The 18,049-nt window shown below is 72.6% G+C and carries 7 protein-coding genes; 5 read left to right on the top strand and 2 right to left on the bottom strand.

From position 1 onward, the window contains the following. The first annotated feature begins 231 nt into the window (after window positions 1-231). Window positions 232-1,041 carry a transglutaminase-like domain-containing protein gene (locus ACSRUE_RS44315; RefSeq protein ID WP_441288838.1) on the top strand — a complete coding sequence of 270 codons (810 nt, stop codon included), beginning with the start codon at window positions 232-234 and terminating at the stop codon, window positions 1,039-1,041. Window positions 1,042-1,615: 574 nt separating this feature from the next. Next, window positions 1,616-2,818 (top strand): IS110 family transposase, encoded by a 1,203-nt coding sequence (locus ACSRUE_RS44310; protein WP_437761397.1) that lies wholly within the window; start codon window positions 1,616-1,618, stop codon window positions 2,816-2,818. A gap of 557 nt (window positions 2,819-3,375) precedes the next feature. On the opposite strand, the gene ACSRUE_RS44305 is transcribed toward ACSRUE_RS44310, so the two are convergent. Next, window positions 3,376-4,572: a hypothetical protein gene (locus ACSRUE_RS44305; RefSeq protein WP_441288837.1), complete on the bottom strand. Its 1,197-nt coding sequence runs from the start codon at window positions 4,570-4,572 to the stop codon at window positions 3,376-3,378. Between the two features lie 303 nt (window positions 4,573-4,875). Here ACSRUE_RS44305 and ACSRUE_RS44300 point away from each other — a divergent pair, with 303 nt between their 5' ends. Further along, entirely contained in the window at window positions 4,876-5,625 is a 750-nt protein-coding gene (locus tag ACSRUE_RS44300) for a hypothetical protein (protein ID WP_437761515.1), read from the top strand. Between the two features lie 31 nt (window positions 5,626-5,656). On the opposite strand, the gene ACSRUE_RS44295 is transcribed toward ACSRUE_RS44300, so the two are convergent. Continuing rightward, entirely contained in the window at window positions 5,657-8,236 is a 2,580-nt protein-coding gene (locus ACSRUE_RS44295) for an ATP-binding protein (RefSeq protein WP_441288836.1), read from the bottom strand. 478 nt (window positions 8,237-8,714) lie between these two features. On the opposite strand from ACSRUE_RS44295, the gene ACSRUE_RS44290 reads away from it, so the two are divergent. Next, entirely contained in the window at window positions 8,715-10,364 is a 1,650-nt protein-coding gene (locus ACSRUE_RS44290; RefSeq protein ID WP_441288835.1) for a PfaD family polyunsaturated fatty acid/polyketide biosynthesis protein, read from the top strand. A 26-nt stretch (window positions 10,365-10,390) separates the two neighbouring features. Next, window positions 10,391-18,046 carry an SDR family NAD(P)-dependent oxidoreductase gene (locus ACSRUE_RS44285; RefSeq protein ID WP_441288834.1) on the top strand — a complete coding sequence of 2,552 codons (7,656 nt, stop codon included), beginning with the start codon at window positions 10,391-10,393 and terminating at the stop codon, window positions 18,044-18,046. The last annotated feature ends 3 nt before the right edge of the window (window positions 18,047-18,049 follow it).

The following is an 18,049-nucleotide window of genomic DNA, read 5'->3' as shown; positions in this document are numbered from 1 at the left end:
CATTCGAGCGTGCGCCGAAGTGTTCGTCGCGCTCGGGGTCCAGGGGCTCGCAGCGGCGTCGCGCGGTGCGGGCTCGTCGAGCTTGACGTGGGATGGCTCGTCCGAGCGCTCCGTCGCGGCGGGGAGCCGGCGCGGCCGGCCGTCGCGCGGCGGTTCGTGCGCCGCAAGAACAGGGGGCCTCGCTGCGTCCTGCTCGTGACTGGAGCCGCGCGATCACATCGAGGTGCACGCATGCAGATCCGCGTAGGATACGAGCTGCTCTACGAATTCCCACGACCGACGCCGGTGATCCTGACGCTGAGCGTCCACTACTCGCGCGCATCGGATCTGGTGCGGCCCGATCACATGCTCACCAGCCCGTCGATCCCGGTCCGAGCTTACCGGGATGCCTTCGGCAACTGGTGTAGCCGTATCGTCGCGCCGGCGGGGCAGCTGAAGATCTCCGCCGACGCGGTGGTGAACGACACGGGCGCGCCGGACCGCGTCGTGACATCGGCCGAGCAACACCCCGTCGATGCGCTGCCGGAGGAGACGCTGGTGTTCTTGCTGGGCAGCCGGTACTGCGAGACGGATCGCCTGTCAGAGGCGGCATGGGACCTGTTCGGCCAGTCGCCCACCGGCTGGGGTCGCGTGCAGGCCGTCTGCGACTTCGTTCATCGGCACATCGCCTTCGGCTACGAGTTCGCGAGCCCTACCAAGACGGCGGAGGAGGTGTTCAACGATCGGAGAGGCGTCTGCAGAGATTATGCGCATCTCGCGATCGCGCTCTGCCGTTGCCTGAACATCCCGGCTCGTTACTGCACCGGCTACCTGGGCGACATCGGCGTACCTCCTCCCCACGGGACGATGGACTTCTCCGGCTGGTTCGAGGCCTATCTCGGCGGCGAGTGGCATACGTTCGACGCGCGCAACAACGTGCCTCGCATCGGGCGCGTGCTGATCGCCCGCGGGCGCGATGCCGCCGACGTGGCGATCACCACGACCTTCGGCGAGAACACGCTGCGGAGCTTCCGCGTCTGGACGGATGAGATCGGGGGCTAGAGCGACAAACGGGTTGAAACCCCGAGAAAAAGCAGGAATTTCACAGGGAGGCGAGGAGAAGGGGAGCGAGAGACGGCGAGAAGGAGAGAGTCTTTTTTTTCTTCCTCCCCGCCTCCTCGCCTCCCTGTGAAATTCTCCGGGTTTCAACATGATTGATAGATGGGATGAGGCAGCCCAAGCGGCGCCTGGATCCACGATGCCGACCGCACCGACCCGTGCGTCTGCTCGACGCGTTCGCGCGGCGGGGCCTGCGAAGACAGCCCGCATCACCGTGGAGGTCGGCCCATCGGCAGCAGCAGAGCGTGCTGGAGTGCTCGGGGGGGTCAAGGGTTCGCGAGCGGAGCTCGCCGGCTCCGCCGCCCTTGACTCCCCCTGCGCGCTCCAGCCGGACAAAGCTGCGGGCGATGGGCGGACGGAGGCCTCCGGCGGGGGCTCCAAGCTCCGGAGAGCAGCGCGCAAGAAGGAGCCACTCGGAGCAGCAAGCAAGATGGCCGACCTCTCGCCTGCAGGGTTGCCTGCGGGCACCCCCACGCGTTCGAAGACGCAGTCGACGGGGGCCCAGGAGAGGTCAGCCATGCGAAGTGTAGCGCTGGATCTGGGGGTCAACGAGATTTCGTTCTGCGAGGTAGTGGGCGGGCAGGTGGCGCTGCGACGCACGGTCCGCTCGCTTGATTCGCTTCAAGATGTCCTCGGTCCGTCGTCCTCGCCGGCCCGGGTGGCGATCGAGGCGTGCCGGGAGGCCTGGGTGGCTCACGACAAGCTCCGCGACTGGGGCCACGACGTCCTGGTCGTCGACACCACGCGAGCACGTCAGGTCGGCGTTGGCCAGCACGGCCGCAAGAATGACCGCCTCGACGCCGAGGCGCTGGCGCGCGCCGTCGAGCGCGGGGGCATTCCGCTCGCTCACGTGCTTTCGCCTCACCGGCGGGCCATTCGCCACCAGCTGGCCGTCCGGCGCGCGCTGGTCGAGACGCGAGCCCAGTACGTCACCACCGTGCGCGGCATTCTGCGCGCCTGCGGACACAAGCTCGCGACATGTATGACCGAGGATTTTCTCGCGCGGCTGCGCGAGGCCTCTTTGCCAGCCGAGAGCCGTCAGCTGGTCGGGCCCTTGGTGATCACGCTGGAGGTGCTCAACCCCCAGATCGCGCTGGTCGATGCCGCGCTCGAGCAGCTGTGCGCCCACGAGCCGGTGATCGCGCGGTTGACCACGGCGCCCGGCGTGGGGCTGGTCGTCGCTGCCGCGTTCGTCTCGGTCGTGGACGAAGCCAAGCGCTTTCGCCACGCCCACCAGCTCGCCTCCTACCTGGGTCTGGTTCCCTTGGAGGACACCTCCGGCGGGCGCGACAAGCGGCGGCTGGGTTCGATCACCAAGCAAGGCAACGCGTACGTGCGCGTGCTGCTGACACAGGCCGCGCACACGATCCTGCGGCACAAGAACAAGAGCGGCGACGACCCACTGCGTCGATGGGCAGACGCCATTGCCGAACGCCGGGGTCGCCACATCGCCGTCGTGGCGCTGGCGCGGCGGCTGTCGGGGGTGCTGTGGGCCATGTGGCGCGACGGCACGCTCTACGACGCGCAGAGCGCAGCGGCTGCCTCGGCCAAGGGCCTGCGCCTGCAGGCGCAGTCGGTCGAGCAGCAGGCGCACGCCTTGCAGCGAGCCACGGTCAAGGCGCGCCGCCGGCAACGGTCCGTCGACAAGGGACTCAACGCCGCCACGGCAGCGGCTCCATCGAGGCCGAGCTCGACCTCAAGGAGGGCCTCGATGCACTGACTTCCCCCACACGGGGGACATGCGCCACGAGCGCGCCACGCCAGGAGCGTGAACGAGGGCTACGTGGATGAGCGCGGGAACACCGAGGGTGATCCGCCTCTGGGTGGAACACGCCGTTTGATAGATTGCGCCTCCACGATCCCGTTTCGGACCCCAGCCTGCATCCAGGTCACCAGGGCGACCGCCGGCCTGTGAATGCGGATCGTCGATTGAGCCACAGCTCGCTCCTGCGCACGCGACGCGGCGCTCCAGCCCAACCGTAACGACGCCCGCCAGGGCGAAGGGAGACGCCCATGCCGAAACGACCTGCACTGACGACATCGAGCGCTACCGCTGCCGAGCCGAAGCCGGCCAGCCGCGGAAAGAGAGCGCTAAAGCCCTTGACCTCGGGGCTGCCTCATCGTTGGTGTTCTAGCTCCGCCCGGGGCAGCCTCGCGCGGTGGCCGCGCTCATCGGGGCGGTGAGGGGGCTCCTCCTTGCGCCGCCTGGTCGCGCCGGCGGGCGCTCCGCGCTTCGCAGGGCCGGGGGCGGGAGCGCCGCCGCGCCGGGCCGCTCGCTCAGCCGGCCGCGCTGCCTCGGTCGTCCTGTCGCAGCAGATACGCTGTCTCGGGGTTGTCCCGGCGCCAGATCACGTTGTCCATGAAATAGTGGTGGATGTTCACGAACACGAAGACGGCCGCGAAGTACGGCGTCGGGCCCAGGTCGGACATCGCTTCGCCGTCGCTCGAGCCCAGCACCAGCGCGCCGTGCGCGCCGTGCGCGCCGTGCGCGGCGTCGAGGAGCGCGGGGGCGCCGCGGAACACGACCCACCCGAGGCCGACGGCGGTCGCCGCCAGGATCGCGAGGCGCAGGCCGGCCGGCCGCCCGAACAGCGGCGGGCCCTCGGCGTCGCGCGCCTCGTTCCGCTTCATGAGCCAGACGAAATACAGATACTGAACGGAGTGGAGCGCCGGGATCACGTACACCATGAGCCGGTCGAGGCTCGAGTAGACCGTCCAGAGCCAGATCGTGACGAGGAAACCGGTCAGCGGCGCGAGCGGCGGCAGGCGCCGCTCCGTTCGCCACCTGCGCGCGAGCACCCAGAGCAGCGCGAGCGCGCTGAGCCCGAACGCGAGCCCGGTGACGGGCTCGAGCGCCGGTGGGTGCGCGAGCGACGTGTAGACCACGCCTTTCTCCTCGACCTCCCTGCCCGGATCCGCCGGGCTCGCCCACGCGTACGCCCAGGCCGCGAAGCAGTGCGCGAGGATCACCTTGCGCTCCAGGGGGCCGAACCGGAACCCACGCCGCGCCGAGAGCACCGTCAGCACGCCGAAGCCCTGCTTCACGTAGTGCCAGCCCACCAGGAGGAACATGAGCTGGATCATGAAGCCCATGGACCGCGCGGAGCCGGTCGAGAGCGCCCCGATCGCCCACGCGAGCAGCGCGGCCGGGACCAGGAGGCCGGCCAGGAGGTAGCGGGCTCGCTGCGCCGGGGCGAACGCGCCGCCGAGCGCGCGGCGCCTCGCGTCCTTGTAGAACAGCAGGTACGTCACCGCGAAGTGAGGATCGTTGATCACGGACGCGGCGTGGAACGTCAGGAAGCCGATCGCGAGCTCCGCCGCGTCGAGCCCGACGGCCCTGCGGGCGAGCCACGCGAGCGGGAAGAGCACGAGCGTCGCGCCCCCGACGAGCAGGAACTCGGCGAGGTGGGCGCGCAGCGCGGCTCGACGCGGCGTCGCGACCGGGACTGGCAGCGTCGCGCCCGCGCTGGTCATGCGCCGAAGCTATCACACAGGGGCGCCCGTACGGCGCGCGCCGCAGATCGAGCTCCGGCTCGCGGGCGAGCTTGATGCGGTGCGCTGTCGGCCCGAGGGGGGCGCGGCGCGCCGTGGCCTCCCTCCCTCTTCGTGATCAATAAATGACGAGATCTCCCGTCACAAATAAATGACAGAACGCTCGCCGCAAATAAATGACAGATCCGATGTCGCGCCGCCGCCGGCGGCATCGAGGGCGTCCGGCGCGAAGCGGGCGCCGCTCCTCGCCCAGCTGTGCTATTCCGCGATCATGCGGAGTCGATCATGAGCCTGGGCGACTTGGTCGACGACGTCCCCGAGGAGCCGCTCCTCACCGGCGCGGTCCAGCGCGCGCTGGTCGCCTATGCGGCGGTTCTGCCCGCGGATGTCCTCCGTGACGTCGAGATGCTCGCCACGAGGACGCTGTTCGTGCACCCGCTCGGGATCACGTTCGTCGCCCGGCTCGCCCCCGGGGTCCGCGTCGAGGTGGACATGGGCGACGATCTCGCCGAGCAGGCGCAGCAGGGGTTCGCGGTCGGCGAGATCATGATCTCGATGATGCGCGTGCTCCGAAGGCGGTCGCGCGAGCGGGGCGAGCGTCGCTTCTTGATGCCCGAGACGCCGATGCTCATGCTGCAAGCGTTCCTGGGCTACTTCAACCCGGACCCGGCGCTCTGGACGATGGGCGACGACGCCGTCCGCGGCGCGCTGGATCGCCTCTGCGAGGCCGTCGTCGGCCTGTTCTTCACGGGCCTCGTCGTCGATGTGCTGGAGAGCCCATCGTCGCTCGACGACTGGGGGGAGACCGGCCGCGCGCTCTCCGCGGTGCTGCCGGCCATGACCGCAGCGCTCCACGGCGCGAGGGCCCGGCTGTCCAGGCGCGACCGGCACGCGCTGGAGACCTACGACGCCTGCGGCTGGGATCCGGCGCGGCTCGAGCGCCGGCTGGGCGGCGGCCCGGAGCCCGCCCGGCCGGCGTTCTTCGCCCTGGGCGCGGCGCTCGCCGCGGAGCTCCGCGCCTCGCCGGCGAGCTGACCGGCGCGGCCGGCGCGGTCGCTCCCTCGCCTCACTCCGCCCGTTCCGTTTGCCGCGCGGGCAGCCACATGCGCACCGTCGTGCCCTCGCCCAGCGCGCTCTCGATACGGATGCTGCCCTGGTGCTCCTCGATGAACCGGTGCGTCAGCGACAGCCCGAGCCCGGTCCCTTGCCCGGGCGGCTTCGTCGTGAAGAACGGCTCGAAGATGCGGTTCAGGTCCTCGGCGCGGATGCCGCAGCCGCGGTCGTGCACGTCGATCTCCACGCCGTGGATGTCCCCGCGGGGCAGCGGGCGGGCCTCGACCACCACGGCGCTGCCGTGCGGGCTCGCGTCGAGCGCATTGCCTATCACGTTGAGCAAGGCCGACTCGAGCTGCGATGCGTTGACGAGCACCTCGGGCAGCGCCGAGGAGGTGCCGTCCGTCTCGAGGTGGACCCTGCGCTCGCGCGCCCGCGGCGTGGACAGGTCGACCGCGCGGCGGAGCGCCGCGCGCACGTCGCACGGCTCCCGGCCGATCGGCTTGCCGCGCGCGTACTCGAGCAGCGCCGTCACGAGGTCCGAGCACCGGATCGCCTGCCGCTCGATGGTGCTGAGCGCCTTCAGGAGCGAGGCCTCGTCGGGCAGGCCGTGCCCCTTCCGGTGCCGCCTGAGCAGCAGCTGGGCGTTCATCAGGATGGCCGACACCGGGTTGTTCATCTCGTGCGACAGCCCCGCCACCAGCGTCCCTATCGCCGCCATCTTGCCCGCCTGGAGGAGCTCCTGCTGCGCCTCCGAGAGCCGCTCCAGCGCCGCCGCGAGCTCGCCGTTCTTCGCCGCGAGCTCCAGATAGGCGCGGTGCAGCCGCTCGGCGGCGCGGACCCGCGCCCTGAGCTCCAGGGGGTCGAACGGCTTGCTCATGTACTCGTCGGCGCCGACGTCGAGCCCCCCCACGGCCTCCGCGCCGCTCGCCCTGGCCGTCAAGAGGAGGACAGGGATGTCCCGGAGCGCGGCATCCCCCTTGAGCCGCCTGACCAGCTCGAATCCGTCCATCTCCGGCATCATCACGTCCGAGACGATGACATCGGGCCGCTTCGCCGTGATCGACTCGAGCGCTTCCCGGCCGTTCGTCGCCAGGGCGAGCTCGTGTCCGGCCGACAGGATGTCCGCCAGGTACGATCTCATGTCCGGGTTGTCTTCCACCACGAGCACGCGCGGCCCCGCCGCGCCGCCGCCGGCGCAGGGCGCGCCTGCGGCGGGCTGCGGAGGCACCTCGAAGGCGCGGAGGTTGACCGACGACGGGGGAGGCTCGCAGGTGCCCGCGCCGCCGAGCGAGCTCGGCGACGCGGGCGCGGCGGTCGCCCGCCGCGCTGCAAGGAAATCCGCGGCGCGCGGGAGCCGCACGAAGAAGCGAGAGCCGACCCCGGGCTCGCTCTCCACGCCGACCGTGCCGCCCATGAGCTCCGTGAGCTCCTTGGCCAGCGACAGCCCGATCCCCGTCCCCTCGTGCTTTCGCGTCGCCGAGGCGTCGATCTGCTGAAACCGTTGAAAGAGCAGGTGTCTCCTGTCCGCCGGGATGCCAGGGCCGGTGTCCTCGACCGAGAGCTCGAACAGACCATCGAGCGCCCGCAGGCCGACGGTGACGCGCCCGCCAGGAGGGGTAAACTTCAGCGCGTTGCCCAGCAGGTTGAGCGCGATCTTCTCGAGCTTGCGCCGATCGGCGGGGACCCTCCGCAGCTCGGGATCCACGTGAATCGAGAGATCGAGCCCGCCGCGCGCCGCCGCCGGGCGAGCCTCCTCCACCATGTCCGAGACGAGCTCTACGACGTCGACGGCCTCCCAGTCGATCTGCATCTTGCCGGCCTCGATCTTCTGGTGATCGAGGACATCGTCGACCAGCCGGCGGAGCCGCCGCCCGCTGCGCTGGATGAGCTCGAGGTCCGCCCGCACCCGCGGCGAGAGCGGTTCGTCCCGGTTGGACAGGAGCGACTCGAGCGGTCCGAGGATGAGGGAGAGCGGCGTCCGGAGCTCGTGGCTCATCATCGTGAGGAACTCTCCCTTGGCGCAGGCCGCGGCGTCCGCCGCCTCCTTGGCCTTCTGGAGCTCGATCTCCATCCGTTTGCGCTCGGTGATGTCCGCGTAGATCCCGAGGATCCCCGTCACATTGCCCCGTTCGTCGCGGATCGGCACCTTGCTGGTGAGCAGGAACCGCTGCTCGCCGTCCGGGCGGAGCAGCGGCTCCTCGACGTCGAGGATCGGGGTGCCGCCCTCCATGACCTCCCGGTCGATGCGCACGAAGCTCTCCGCGTTCTTGCTGCCCCACACGTCGAAATCGGTCTTGCCGACGAGGTTCTCCAGCACCTTCGTGTTGGTGTCGTTGAGGAAGTTCTGATTTCCCCCGAGAAACCGTCCATGACGGTCTTTCCAGAAGATGGCGTGGGGGACGTTGGCGATGACGTACTTGAGCACCGCCTGCTGCTGGTCGAGGGGCGCCGGCGTCCATTCCTGGGCGGCGGTGCCAGTCGGGGCCTCGTCCGGCGGCGCCACACGGGGCGTCTGCGCGCGTGCTTCGCGCGTCCGACGGGCCGTGAGGAGCCTGCTGATCTTGGCAGAGAGGCGGTAGAGACGTCTCATCGTCGTATCGTCACAGGAGCATAAGACGAGCGCGGGCGACATCAAACCTGCGCAGCACCGGGACGCCGCGGTCGAGCGCGTGCGGTCGCGAAAAATGACGCGCGAGCAGGCTGGCGCGTCCGAGTCCGCCGCTCGCCTCGCCGCAGGGGCGCTGTGGTAGCGCCCGGTGTCGGTCCCGTCGAGCCCTCCCGGCGCCGCTGGCCTGCGCGCCCGCTGGCCTCGTACCACTGGCCCTGAACGCCACCCGCTCTGCACCGGCGCCTGGGCGTGAGCGCCGCGCTGCGGCGCGCGTGACAGTCACGAAACAAAGGCGCGGTGCGTCACGAGGGCGCGTCAGGCGCAGAGGAGCCGAGGGAAAGCGCTTTCATGGGCTGGTGAAGGCGTCCGTCCCGCCGTTGCGCCGTGACCGAACCATTACCGCGGGCCGCTCACGACGGGTGTTATAGAGGCCGTGCTTGTCATTAGGAGGCAGCTCAGCATGATTGAGGATCCGCAGGTCATCCGCAGCGCCGGCCTCCAGCCGATCGGCATCTGGCGCAGCGGGCCCTGGCTCCCCGCGTTCACATCGACGGACTTGCGGGAGGCCGTCTCCTGCGTGCGAGAGCCGGTGCACGTGGTGCGTGAGACGCCGGATGGGCGCGTCGGCGTGTCCCGGGGCGGCGCTGTCCTCCGCGAGGATCAGGTCAACGGGGTCCCCACGTTCCCGCTCCTCGGAACGCTGCCCGCCCTGTACCCGGAGTGGCTCGGAGACCGCTCCTTCGTCGAGGTCCACGGCCTGCGCTTCCCCTACGTGGCCGGCGCGATGGCGAACGGCATCCACACCACGCGGCTCACGATCGCGATGGCCAACGCAGGCATGATGGGGTTCTTCGGCGCCGCCGGCCTCGGGCTGCACCGGATCGAGCAGGCGATCGACGAGATCTCGGCGGCGCTCGGGACGGACGGCCCCACCTGGGGCTGCAACCTCATCCACGCTCCGAACCAGCCCAGGCTGGAGAGCGACACGGTGGAGCTCTACCTGAAGAGGGGAGTCCGGCGGGCCGAGGCGGCCGCCTACATGGCCCTGAACCCGATGGTCGTGCGGTTCGCCTACAGCGGCGTCAAGCGCTTGCCCGACGGCCGCGTCGACCGGAAGAACCACCTGTTCGCGAAGATCTCGCGCCCGGAGGTCGCCGCGCGCTTCCTGTCGCCCGCGCCGGCCGAGATCCTCGACACCTGCGTTCGCAACGGGTGGCTCACCCGCGACGAGGCGGAGCTCGCGCGGAGCCTCCCGGTGGCCGAGGACATCACCGTGGAAGCGGACTCCGGCGGTCACACCGACAACCAGCCGCTCGTCGCGCTGTTCCCGGTGATCCTCGGCGTCCGCGACGAGCTCGCGGCGAAGTACGGGTATCACCGGCCGATCCGCGTCGGCGCCGCCGGCGGCCTCTCCACGCCGGAGTCGGTCGCCGCCGCGTTCGCGCTCGGGGCGGCGTACGTGCTCACGGGCTCGGTCAACCAGTCGTGCGTCGAGTCGGGCCTGTCCGACGAGGGCAAGAAGATGCTGGCCCAGGCCGATCTCCCGGACGTGGTGATGACGCCGGCCGCCGACATGTTCGAGCTCGGCGTGCAGGTCCAGGTGCTCAAGCGCGGCACGATGTTCGGCGTCCGCGCGCAGCGGCTCTACGACCTCTACGTCGCCCACGGCTCCATCGAGTCGCTGCCCGCGGACGTGCGCGCGCGCATCGAGAGGGAGCTGTTCCAGATGTCGTGCGACGAGGTGTGGGCGGGCTGCGAGCGGTTCTTCACGGAGCGCGACCCGGCCGAGCTCGAGCGCGCCGCGCGCGACCCGAAGCACAAGATGGCGCTGATCTTCCGCTGGTATCTCGGCATGTCCAGCAAGTGGGCGATCGCCGGGGACCCGAAGCGCCGCGCCGATTACCAGATCTGGTGCGGCCCGGCCATGGGCGCGTTCAACCGCTGGGTCAAGGGGTCGTTCCTCGAGGACCCGGCGCGCCGCACGGCGGTCCAGGTCGCGCGCAACCTGCTCGAGGGCGCGGCCGTCGTCACGCGCGCCCAGCAGCTCCGGACGTACGGCGTCCCCGTGCCGAGCGCCGCATTCCACTTCACTCCTCGCCCGCTCGCCTGAGCGCCTGACCACCTGCCGAGGTCCTCATGCATCCTTCGTCTTCGCGTATCCCGCACATCGCCGTCGTCGGCGTGAGCGCCATCTTCCCCGGCTCGCTCGACGCGCACGGCTTCTGGCGCGATATCCTGTCCGGGACAGACCTCATCACGGATGTCCCGAGCACCCACTGGCTGGTCGAGGACTACTACGATCCCGACCCGTCCGCCCCGGACAAGACGTATGCGAAGCGCGGCGCCTTCCTCAAGGACGTGCCGTTCGATCCGCTCGAGTGGGGCGTCCCGCCCTCGATCGTGCCGGCGACGGACACGACGCAGCTGCTCGCGCTGATCGTGGCGAAGCGGGTCCTGGAGGACGCGGCGCAGGGGCAGTTCGAGGCGATGAGCCGCGAGCGGATGAGCGTGATCCTCGGCGTCACCTCCGCGCAGGAGCTGCTCGCCTCGATGGTGAGCCGGATCCAGCGGCCGGTGTGGGCGAAGGCGCTCCGGGATCTCGGGTATCCGGAGGACGAGGTGAAGCGCGCCTGCGACAAGATCGCTGGCAACTACGTGCCATGGCAGGAGTCGAGCTTTCCGGGCCTGCTCGGGAACGTGGTGGCCGGGCGCATCGCGAACCGGCTCGACCTCGGCGGGACGAACTGCGTGACCGACGCGGCGTGCGCGTCGTCGCTGTCGGCGATGTCGATGGCGATCAACGAGCTGGCGCTCGGCCAGTCGGATCTCGTGATCGCGGGCGGCTGCGACACGATGAACGACGCGTTCATGTACATGTGCTTCAGCAAGACGCCCGCGCTGTCGAAGTCGGGCGACTGCAGGCCGTTCTCCGACAAGGCCGACGGCACGCTGCTCGGCGAGGGCATCGGGATGGTGGCGCTCAAGCGGCTCGAGGACGCCGAGCGCGACGGGGACCGGGTCTACGCGGTGATCCGCGGGATCGGCTCGTCCTCGGACGGGCGGAGCAAGAGCGTGTACGCGCCGGTGCCGGAAGGGCAGGCGAAGGCGCTCCGCCGGACGTACGCCGCCGCCGGGTACGGCCCCGAGACCGTCGAGCTGATGGAGGCGCACGGCACCGGGACGAAGGCCGGCGACGCGGCCGAGTTCGAGGGTCTGCGCGCGATGTTCGACGAGTCGGGGCGCGAAGACCGCCAGTGGTGCGCGCTCGGCAGCGTGAAGTCGCAGATCGGCCACACCAAGGCGGCGGCCGGCGCGGCCGGCCTGTTCAAGGCGATCATGGCGCTGCACCACAAGGTGCTCCCGCCGACCATCAAGGTCGACAGGCCGAACCCCAAGCTCGACATAGAAAAGACTGCTTTCTATCTGAACACCCAGGCACGGCCGTGGATCCGGCCGGGGGACCACCCGCGGCGGGCGTCGGTGAGCTCGTTCGGCTTCGGCGGCTCGAACTTCCACGTGGCGCTGGAGGAGTACACGGGCCCGGCGCCGAAGGCGTGGCGGGTGCGGGCCTTGCCGGCGGAGCTGTTCCTCCTGTCGGCGGACACGCCGGCGGCGCTCGCGGATCGCGCGCGGGCGCTGGCGAAGGCGGCGGAGGTGCCCGAGATCCTGCGCTTCCTGGCGCGGGAGTCGGTGCTCTCGTTCGACGCGTCGAGGCCGGCGCGGCTCGGGCTGTGCGCGACGGACGAGGCGGATCTCAGGAAGAAGCTCGAGCAGGTCGCGGCGCACCTGGAGGCGAGGCCGGAGCAGGCGCTCTCGGCGCCGCTCGTGCACTGCGCGAGCGGGGAGGCGCCGGGGCGGGTGGCGTTCCTGTTCCCGGGGCAGGGGAGCCAGTACGCCGGGATGGGCGCGGACGCGCTCATGACGTTCGACCCGGCGCGCGCGGCCTGGGACGCGGCGGCGGGCGTGGCGATCGCGGACGCGCCGCTGCACGAGGTGGTGTTCCCGCGGCCGGTGTTCTCGGACGAGGACCGGGCGGCGCAGGAGGCGCGGCTCCGCGAGACGCGGTGGGCGCAGCCGGCGATCGGCGCGACGAGCCTCGCGCACCTCGCGCTGCTCGCGGCGCTCGGGGTGCGGGCGGAGGCGTTCGCGGGCCACAGCTTCGGCGAGATCACGGCGCTGCACGCGGCCGGCGCGCTGTCCGCGGCGGACCTCTTGCGCGTGGCGCGGCGGCGCGGCGAGCTGATGGGCGCGGCGTCGTCGGAGCGGGGCGCGATGATCGCGGTCCCGCGGGGGATCGACGAGGTGCGGGCGCTCGGCCTCGGCGGCGTGGTGATCGCGAACCACAACGGCCCGAAGCAGGTGGTGCTGTCGGGCTCGGTCGCGGCGATCGAGGCGGCGGAGGAGCGGCTGAAGGGCGCCGGGATCCAGGCGCGGCGCCTCGACGTGGCCGCGGCGTTCCACTCGCCGCTCGTGGCGGAGGCGAGCGCGCCGCTCCGCGAGTTCCTGGCGGGCATCGCGGTCGAGGCGCCGGCGGCGCCCGTGTACAGCAACGCGGAGATCGAGCCGTACGGGGGCGGCGGTGACGCGGCGCGCGACCGGCTGGCGCGGCAGCTCGCGGAGCCGGTGCGGTTCGTGGAGGAGATCGAGCGGATGTACGCGGACGGCGTGCGCACGTTCGTCGAGGTCGGGCCGGGCTCGGTGCTGACGAACCTGGTCGGCGACATCCTGAGCGGCCGGCCGCACCGGGCGGTGGCGCTCGACCGCAAGGGCAAGCACGGCGTGACGAGCCTGTTCGAGGCGGTGGCGCGGCTCGCCGTGGCCGGGGTGCCGCTGGACGCGCGGGTCCTGTGGGAAGGCTTCGCGGTGCCGAGCGATCCGCGGGCGCTGCCGAAGCCGAAGCTGGCGCTGCAGATCAACGGCAGCAACTACGGGAAGCCGTACCCGCCGCAGGGGGGCGCGAAGGCGCTGCCGGCGGCGAGCCCGCCGCGGGCGGCGCAGAGGCCGGCGCCGGAGGCGGCGCGGGCGGTGGTGAGCGCGCCGCGGGCGGTGGTGAGCGCGTCGCAGCCGGGAGTGAGCGCGTCGGCGCCGACAGTGAGCGCGCCGCGGCCGGTAGTGAGCGCGTCGGCGCCGGTAGTGAGCGCGTCGCAGCCGGTAGTGAGCGCGTCGCAGCCGGTAGTGAGCGCGTCGGCGCCGACAGTGAGCGCGCCGCGGGCGGTGGTGAGCGCGTCGCAGCCGGTAGTGAGCGCGTCGGCGCCTGTGGCGAGTACGCCGCGGCCGACAGTGAGCGCGTCGACGCCTGTGGTGAGCGCGTCGCGGCCGGCGGCTAGCGCGTCGTGGCTGGCCGCGTACCAGGAAGCGCAGCGCGCCACGGCGGAAGCCCACGGCGTGTACCAGCGCACGATGGCCGAGAGCCATATCGCCTTCCTCCAGGCCGCCGAGGCGTCCTTCGCAGGGCTCGCCGCGCTGGCGACCGGCGCTCCGTACCCGGTCGCTCCGACGACGGTGTCCGAGGTACGGCCTGCGCCGGTTCTCCTCGCTCCGGTGCATGTGGGGCCTGTCTCGGAGGCGTCCGTACGGCCTGCAGCGGCGCCGACCGCGCGCTCCAGCGAGGGCAGGAGCAACATGGCCCTGGACGGCCTGAACGGCGCAGGCGGGGAGCTCCCTACGGCTGTCGCGCTGCCGGCGCAGGCGGCGCCTGCCGTGACAGCGAAGGCGGCCGTTGCAGCGCCCGTCGTGACAGCAAAGGCGGCCACCGCGGCGCCTGCTGCGGCTGTGAAGGCCGCAGCCGCGGCGCCGGCGGTGGCAGTGTCTGCGGCCGTCACCGCGCCCGTGGCCGCCGTGGCGACGCAGGCGGTGGCCGCCGCTGCGCCGCGTGTCGATATCGAGCGGCTGGTCCTCGACGTTGTCGCGGACAAGACGGGATACCCCGTCTCCATGCTCGGGCTGCAGATGGAGCTGGAGAGCGATCTCGGCATCGACAGCATCAAGCGGGTGGAGATCCTGTCCTCGGTCCGTGACCGGACGCCTGGGCTGTCGGAAGTCGATGCCTCGGCGCTGGCGCAGCTGCGCACGCTGGGACAGGTCGTCGACCACCTCCGCGCCTCGCTGCCGGCCGCCGGGCCGGCCGCCAGCGCCAGTCCGGCTGCCGCCGCGCCCGCCGCGAAGGCGCCTGCCGTCGCGGCGCCTGCCGTCACGTCCATCGCGGCGCCCGGCGCGGCCGATGTGGAGCGGGTGGTGATGGCGGTCGTCGCGGAGACGACGGGCTACCCGGCGGAGATGCTGGGGCTGCAGATGGAGCTGGAGAGCGACCTCGGCATCGACAGCATCAAGCGGGTGGAGATCCTGTCGGCGGTCCGCGACCGGACGCCTGGGCTGTCGGAGGTCGACGCGTCGGCGCTGGCGCAGCTGCGCACGCTGGGGCAGGTCGTCGACCACCTCCGCGCCTCGCTCCCGGCCGCCAGCGCCAGCCCGGCTGTCGCCGCGGCTGCCGCGAAGGCGCCTGCCGTCGTGTCCGCCGCGGCGCCCGCGGCGGCCGATGTGGAGCGGGTGGTGATGGCCGTCGTCGCGGAGACGACGGGCTACCCGGCGGAGATGCTGGGGCTGCAGATGGAGCTGGAGAGCGATCTCGGCATCGACAGCATCAAGCGGGTGGAGATCCTGTCGGCGGTCCGCGACCGGACGCCGGGGCTGGCGGAAGTCGATGCCTCGGCGCTGGCGCAGCTGCGCACGCTGGGGCAGGTCGTCGACCACCTCCGCGCCTCGCTCCCGGCCGCCGGGCCGGCTGCCAGCGCCAGTCCGGCTGTCGCCGCACCCGCCGCGAAGGCGCCTGCCGTCGTGTCCGGCGCGGCGCCCGCGGCGGCCGATGTGGAGCGGGTGGTGATGGCGGTCGTCGCGGAGACGACGGGCTACCCGGCGGAGATGCTGGGGCTGCAGATGGAGCTGGAGAGCGATCTCGGCATCGACAGCATCAAGCGGGTGGAGATCCTGTCGGCGGTCCGCGACCGGACGCCGGGGCTGGCGGAAGTCGATGCCTCGGCGCTGGCGCAGCTGCGCACGCTGGGGCAGGTCGTCGACCACCTCCGCGCCTCGCTGCCGGCCGCCAGCGCGAGCTCGGAAGTCGTCACGCCCACCGCCGCCACCGTGCCTGCCATCGCCGCGCCTGCCGTCGCGTCCGGCGCGGCGCCCGGCGCGGCCGAGGTGGAGCGGGTGGTGATGGCGGTCGTCGCGGAGACGACGGGCTACCCGGCGGAGATGCTGGGGCTGCAGATGGAGCTGGAGAGCGATCTCGGCATCGACAGCATCAAGCGGGTGGAGATCCTGTCGGCGGTCCGCGACCGGACGCCGGGGCTGGCGGAGGTCGACGCGTCGGCGCTGGCGCAGCTGCGCACGCTGGGGCAGGTCGTCGACCACCTCCGCGCGAGCCTCGGTCCCGCCGCTGCCGCCGCCGGCGCTGCCCCGGCGGAGCCCGCCGAGGAGCCGGCCTCCGCGCCCCTCGGCCGGTGGACGCTCGTCGAGGAGCCGGCGCCCGCCGCCGGCCTCGCGATGCCCGGCCTCTTCGACGCAGGCACCCTCGTGGTCACCGGTCACGACGCGATCGGCCACGCGCTCGTCGCGGTCCTCGCGGCGCGCGGGATCGCCGCCGAGTACGCCCCCGCCGTGCCCCGCGGCGCGCGCGGCGCCGTGTTCCTCGGCGGCCTGCGCGAGCTGGCCACGGCCGACGAGGCGCTCGCCGTCCATCGCGCGGCGTTCCTCGCGGCCCAGGCGATCGCGGCGAAGCCGGCCCTCTTCGTCACGGTCCAGGACACCGGCGGCGACTTCGGCCTCGCGGGCTCGGACCGAGCCTGGGTCGGCGGGCTGCCAGGCCTCGTGAAGACGGCGGCGCTAGAGTGGCCCGAGGCGTCCTGCCGCGCGATCGACCTCGAGCGCGCCGGCCGCTCCGACGGCGAGCTCGCGGAGGCCATCGCCTCGGAGCTCCTGTCCGGCGGCGTCGAGCTCGAGATCGGCCTGCGCGCGGACGGCCGGCGCACCACCCCGCGCAGCGTCCGGCAGGACGCGCAGCCCGGGCCGCTCCCCCTCGGGCCGTCCGACGTTGTCGTGGCGAGCGGCGGCGCCCGCGGCGTCACCGCGGCGACGCTGATCGCGCTCGCCAGGGCCAGCCACGCGCGGTTCGCGCTGCTCGGCCGCACCGCGCTCGAGGACGAGCCGGCCGCCTGCCGCGGCATCGACGGCGAGGCCGCGCTCAAGGCGGCGCTCGTCAAGGCGGCGACCTCGGCGGGCCATCGGGTGACCCCGGCGGAGATCGGCCGGGGCGTCGCGAAGATCCTCGCGAACCGCGAGGTCCGCGCGACGCTCGACGCGATCCGCGCCGCCGGCGGCGAGGCCCTCTACGTCCCTGTCGACGTGAACGACGCGCGGGCGGTGTCCGCGGCGCTCGACGGCGTGCGCGGCGCCCTCGGCCCCGTCACGGCGATCGTCCACGGCGCGGGCGTGCTCGCCGACAAGCTCGTCGCCGAGAAGACGGCCGAGCAGTTCGAGCGCGTGTTCAGCACGAAGGTCGACGGCCTCCGGGCCCTGCTCGGCGCGACCGCGGGCGACCCGCTCAAGGCGATCGTCCTCTTCAGCTCGGTCGCCGCGCGCGGCGGCAACAAGGGGCAGTGCGACTACGCGATGGCGAACGAGGTCCTGAACAAGGTCGCGGCCGCCGAGGCAGCCCGCCGCCCGGGCTGCCGGGTGAAGTCGCTCGGCTGGGGCCCCTGGCAAGGCGGCATGGTGAACGCGGCGCTCGAGGCCCACTTCGCGCAGCTCGGCGTGCCGCTCATCCCGCTCGCCGCGGGCGCGAAGATGCTCCTCGACGAGCTGTGCGACGCCTCGGGTGATCGCGGCGATCGCGGCGCGCGCGGGCAAGGCAGCGCCCCGCCCGGCGCGGTCGAGCTCGTGCTCGGCGCGGAGCCGAAGGCGCTCGCGGCCCAGGGCAACGGCGGCCGGGTCGCGCTGGCCGTCCGCGCGGACCGCGCGACGCACCCCTACCTCGGCGATCACGCCATCAACGGCGTGCCCGTGGTGCCGGTGGTGATCGCGCTCGAGTGGTTCGCGCGCGCCGCGCGCGCGTGCCGGCCGGATCTCGTCGTGACCGAGCTCCGCGACGTGCGGGTCCTGCGCGGGATCAAGCTCGCGGCGTACGAGTCCGGCGGCGAGGTGTTCCGCGTCGACTGCCGCGAGGTGAGCAACGGCCACGGCGCGGTGCTCGCGGCGGAGCTGCGCGGGCCGCAGGGGGCGCTGCACTACGCGGCGACCATCCAGATGCAGCAGCCCGAAGGGCGCGTGGCCCCGAAGGGCCCGGCCGCGCCGGAGCTCGGCCCGTGGACCGCCGGCGGCGAGCTGTACGACGGCCGCACGCTCTTCCACGGCCGCGACTTCCAGGTGATCCGGCGGCTCGACGGCGTGAGCCGCGACGGGATCGCGGGGACGGTCGTGGGCCTCCGCGAGGCCGGCTGGGTGGCCCAGCCGTGGAAGACCGATCCGGCGGCGCTCGACGGCGGGCTGCAGCTCGCGACGCTGTGGACGCAGCACGTGCTCGGCGGCGCGGCGCTCCCGATGTCCGTGGGCGCGCTGCACACCTTCGCCGAGGGGCCGTCCGACGGCCCGCTGCGCGCGGTGGTGCGCGGGCAGATCGTGGCCCGCGATCGCACGAAGGCCGACATCTCGTTCGTCGACGACCGCGGCTCGCTCGTCGCGGAGCTGCGCGACGTGCAGTACGTCCTGCGCCCCGACACGGCGCGCGGCCAGGCGTGATCG

The organism is Sorangium sp. KYC3313 (assembly GCF_052075895.1).
GTDB classification, from domain to species: domain Bacteria; phylum Myxococcota_A; class Polyangia; order Polyangiales; family Polyangiaceae; genus Sorangium; species Sorangium cellulosum_B.
Note: the sequence above shows the minus strand (reverse complement) of the source record. Positions and strands in the feature narration are given on the sequence as shown.

Coding starts and splice junctions, on each gene's coding strand:
- ACSRUE_RS44295 (WP_441288836.1), bottom strand. CDS start 8,236: ATGAGACGTCTCTACCGCCTCTCTGCCAAGATCAGCAGGCTCCTCACG.
- ACSRUE_RS44310 (WP_437761397.1), top strand. CDS start 1,616: ATGCGAAGTGTAGCGCTGGATCTGGGGGTCAACGAGATTTCGTTCTGC.
- ACSRUE_RS44290 (WP_441288835.1), top strand. CDS start 8,715: ATGATTGAGGATCCGCAGGTCATCCGCAGCGCCGGCCTCCAGCCGATC.
- ACSRUE_RS44305 (WP_441288837.1), bottom strand. CDS start 4,572: ATGACCAGCGCGGGCGCGACGCTGCCAGTCCCGGTCGCGACGCCGCGT.
- ACSRUE_RS44315 (WP_441288838.1), top strand. CDS start 232: ATGCAGATCCGCGTAGGATACGAGCTGCTCTACGAATTCCCACGACCG.
- ACSRUE_RS44285 (WP_441288834.1), top strand. CDS start 10,391: ATGCATCCTTCGTCTTCGCGTATCCCGCACATCGCCGTCGTCGGCGTG.
- ACSRUE_RS44300 (WP_437761515.1), top strand. CDS start 4,876: ATGAGCCTGGGCGACTTGGTCGACGACGTCCCCGAGGAGCCGCTCCTC.